General features: G+C 32.7%; 5 protein-coding genes. 4 read left to right on the top strand and 1 reads right to left on the bottom strand.

The window, feature by feature from the left end; genetic code table 11:
* Together AC2LE6_RS08790 and AC2LE6_RS08785 are read left to right on the top strand one after the other, a co-directional pair.
* A partial coding sequence (locus AC2LE6_RS08790) for a GNAT family N-acetyltransferase (protein WP_484478884.1) occupies positions 1–229 on the top strand: 229 nt, incomplete at its 5' end.
* A gap of 1 nt (position 230) precedes the next feature.
* Positions 231–674 (top strand): hypothetical protein, encoded by a 444-nt coding sequence (locus AC2LE6_RS08785; protein ID WP_484478883.1) that lies wholly within the window; start codon positions 231–233, stop codon positions 672–674.
* 27 nt (positions 675–701) lie between these two features.
* Here AC2LE6_RS08785 and mgtE read toward each other — a convergent pair whose 3' ends face one another.
* Positions 702–2,075 carry a magnesium transporter gene (gene mgtE / locus AC2LE6_RS08780; protein ID WP_484478882.1) on the bottom strand — a complete coding sequence of 458 codons (1,374 nt, stop codon included), beginning with the start codon at positions 2,073–2,075 and terminating at the stop codon, positions 702–704.
* 152 nt (positions 2,076–2,227) lie between these two features.
* On the opposite strand from mgtE, the gene AC2LE6_RS08775 reads away from it, so the two are divergent.
* Complete coding sequence (locus AC2LE6_RS08775; RefSeq protein ID WP_484478885.1) at positions 2,228–2,722, top strand: inorganic diphosphatase; 495 nt, start codon at positions 2,228–2,230, stop codon at positions 2,720–2,722.
* An 11-nt stretch (positions 2,723–2,733) separates the two neighbouring features.
* The coding region (locus AC2LE6_RS08770) for an OsmC family protein (RefSeq protein ID WP_484478881.1) at positions 2,734–2,914 on the top strand (181 nt) is incomplete at its 3' end.

Genomic DNA, 2,914 nt, shown 5'->3' with positions numbered 1-2,914 from the left:
TAACAAGGTTGGTCGAGTTGCGACTTTAAAGGAATATCGCAAAAAGGGAATTGCTACTGCACTTATGCAAAAGATTGAGAATTATGCAAAAGAAAGTGGATTGCAAGAAATTATATTACATGCACAAATGTATGTTAAAGATTTTTATCTGAACCTTGGATATTCTATTGTTGGTGACATATTTCAAGAAGCTGATATAGATCATGTTAAAATGATAAAGGAGTTATAATATGGAAAAAGTAGATTTAAAGAAAACTGCAATTGATAGTTTTAATGCCGTTTGGGGTTTAATAGATAAGAAGGACAGGAGCTCAAGTGATGATCTTGAAATGATATCTTTGGCTCACAAATCATTACATTACTGGATTCAAGCTGGAGGAACTATTTTGAATATCGTTCGAGGAGAATGGATGATTAGTCACGTTTATAGTGTTTTAGGAATTGGGGAAGCTGCTTTATACCATGCGAAAACATGTTTTGAAGAAACTTTGGATAATGAGATAAAAGATTTTGATGCTGTTTTTGCTTTTGAAGCAATGGCATTTGCGTATAAAGTTTTGAATAATATTGAACTAAAAGATCAATATCTAAAAGAAGCTTATGAATTGGTTGACCATGTCGAGAAAAAAGAAGATAAGGATTACTGTCTTAGTCAGTTAGATTTGTTAAAATAAAAGCATTCACAATTGTGAATGCTTTTTCTATAGTAGTGCTTTAAATAATATTTGCGCTAATCCGAAATAAACCGTTAGAGCCATTATATCAATAATCATTGTTACAAATGGACCACTGGCAATTGCTGGATCAACTTTGAATGAATTGATTATAATCGGAATAAGAGCTCCACTGAATGTTGCTACAGTTAAACTGGAAACAATACTTAAACTAACGACCTGAGTTATTGTTATTGCGTTAGAAGTGTTTGTTAATGACAAGAACAAGTATGTGACTACAAATAGAATCGCACCTATTAGAATTCCATTTAGTAAGCCTGTACCGACCTCACGTACTAGATGTTTACGAATCTTTCCTCCGGTATTAAATTCACCTTCATTTAATCCCCTTACAGTTACCGCAAGGGATTGAGTTCCGGTATTTCCTGCCATACCTAGAATCATTGGTATGAATAATGCAAGTGATGTTACTTTACTCAAAGTATCTTCAAAATTTGCAAGAAGCATTGAAGTAAAGAAACCAAGAACACTTAAAACCAATAGCCATGGAATTCTTTTTTTACTACTCATCCAAATTGTTTCTGTTTCGTGATCAATTTCTGCGTCACTAATACCAGCAAATTTTGAGTAATCTTCTAGTGCTTCTTCTTCGATAACATCGATAATGTCATCTACCGTTACAACACCGAGTATTCTATTCAAGTGATCAACAACAGGTATAGATGGAAAATCATAATCTTGAATCAAATCAGCAACGTCTTCTTGATCTGCACCTGCTTTTACACTAATCAATCTTTTATTCATTATTTCACTTACTAACTCACCTTTTCGAGCTAAAATAAGTTCTCTAAGAGACATAGTACCTACTAAGACTCCTGACGAATCAATAACATAAATTGTATAAATCGTCCCTGCATCAACAGCTTGAGATATCATCTTTTTCATAGCTTTCTCTACTGAATCTTTTACACTTACAGCAATATACTCAGTTGTCATAATGCTTCCTGCGGTATCTTCTGTATATTTAAGGAGATTTTTTATTTTATTTCGATGGTTCTCATCCATTAATGTAAGATATGCTGCCTGTTCTTTCTCAGGCATATGTTCGATAATATCAACCGCATCATCCATTTCTAGTTCTTGAAGGATGTTTGCAATGTACTTCGGTTTCATACCATTAAACAAATTAATTGCCTCATCTTCCTCAAGATAACCAAATGATTCAGCAATTTCAGCAGCAGATAATCTTTTATAAATTAGTAATCTTTCATCATCATTCATCAGAAGTAATGACTCACTTAACTCATACGGATGAAATTTAAGAAGTTCAGCATTAAACGTTTCTTTAGATAAACCCTGTTTCACCAAGTTTCGTATTTCATCAACATATTTTTTACTCATAGATACACCTCCCAAAAGTCTATTTAATTTTACCATACTCCAATTTATAAGTATATGTTTTACTGAGTACACAATAATTGTTTACACACGAAATATCTATTGAAAATATCTCATTATCTTGTATAATGTTATAGAGGAAAGAAGGTAATATGATGGTAAAAATATATGAGGCCATAGTTGAAATTCCTATGGGAACAAAAAACAAATATGAAATTGATAAAGTAAACAATAGAATTAAATTAGATAGAGTGCTATATTCACCAATGACATATCCTGCAGAGTATGGATATATAGAGCATACTTTAGCCGAGGATGACGATCCACTTGATATCTTGATACTAGCTTCATCTAAGACATTCCCAGGGTGTGTTGTAGATGCAAGAATAGTAGGTTACCTAGATATGGTTGATAACGGAGAACCTGATCAAAAAATTATTGCAGTCGTAGATAGCGATCCAAGATTCAGTCATGTAAACGAGCTTAGAGATATTCAAAAGCATACATTACGTGAAGTGAAACACTTCTTCAAAACTTATAAAGACTTACAACAAAACAAAGTTGTGGAAGTATTTGACTTTCATGATAAAATTGATGCATTAGAATTGATTTTAGAGTGTAAACAGCGTTACAATGACAATAAAAAATAAGGAGTAATAATATGGCTAATGAAATCAAATTAACATTTGGTCCTTCCTCTGAAGGAACTCTAGAAAACAAAGATCATAAACTTGCAGTAAGTTACTCAGGACAAGGGTTTGCACCATATGAATTATTCTTAGGTGGATTCGCAGCATGCCTACATGCAACATTTGGTGGGATTATGCATAAGAGAAAACTTA

It is taken from the genome of Candidatus Izemoplasma sp. (genome assembly GCF_982632705.1).
This window is presented reverse-complemented; position numbering and strand designations above follow the sequence as displayed.

Excerpts from the sequence above, each read along its gene's own strand:
- AC2LE6_RS08785 (WP_484478883.1), top strand. The coding sequence starts at position 231 with ATGGAAAAAGTAGATTTAAAGAAAACTGCAATTGATAGTTTTAATGCC.
- AC2LE6_RS08775 (WP_484478885.1), top strand. The coding sequence starts at position 2,228 with ATGGTAAAAATATATGAGGCCATAGTTGAAATTCCTATGGGAACAAAA.
- mgtE (WP_484478882.1), bottom strand. The coding sequence starts at position 2,075 with ATGAGTAAAAAATATGTTGATGAAATACGAAACTTGGTGAAACAGGGT.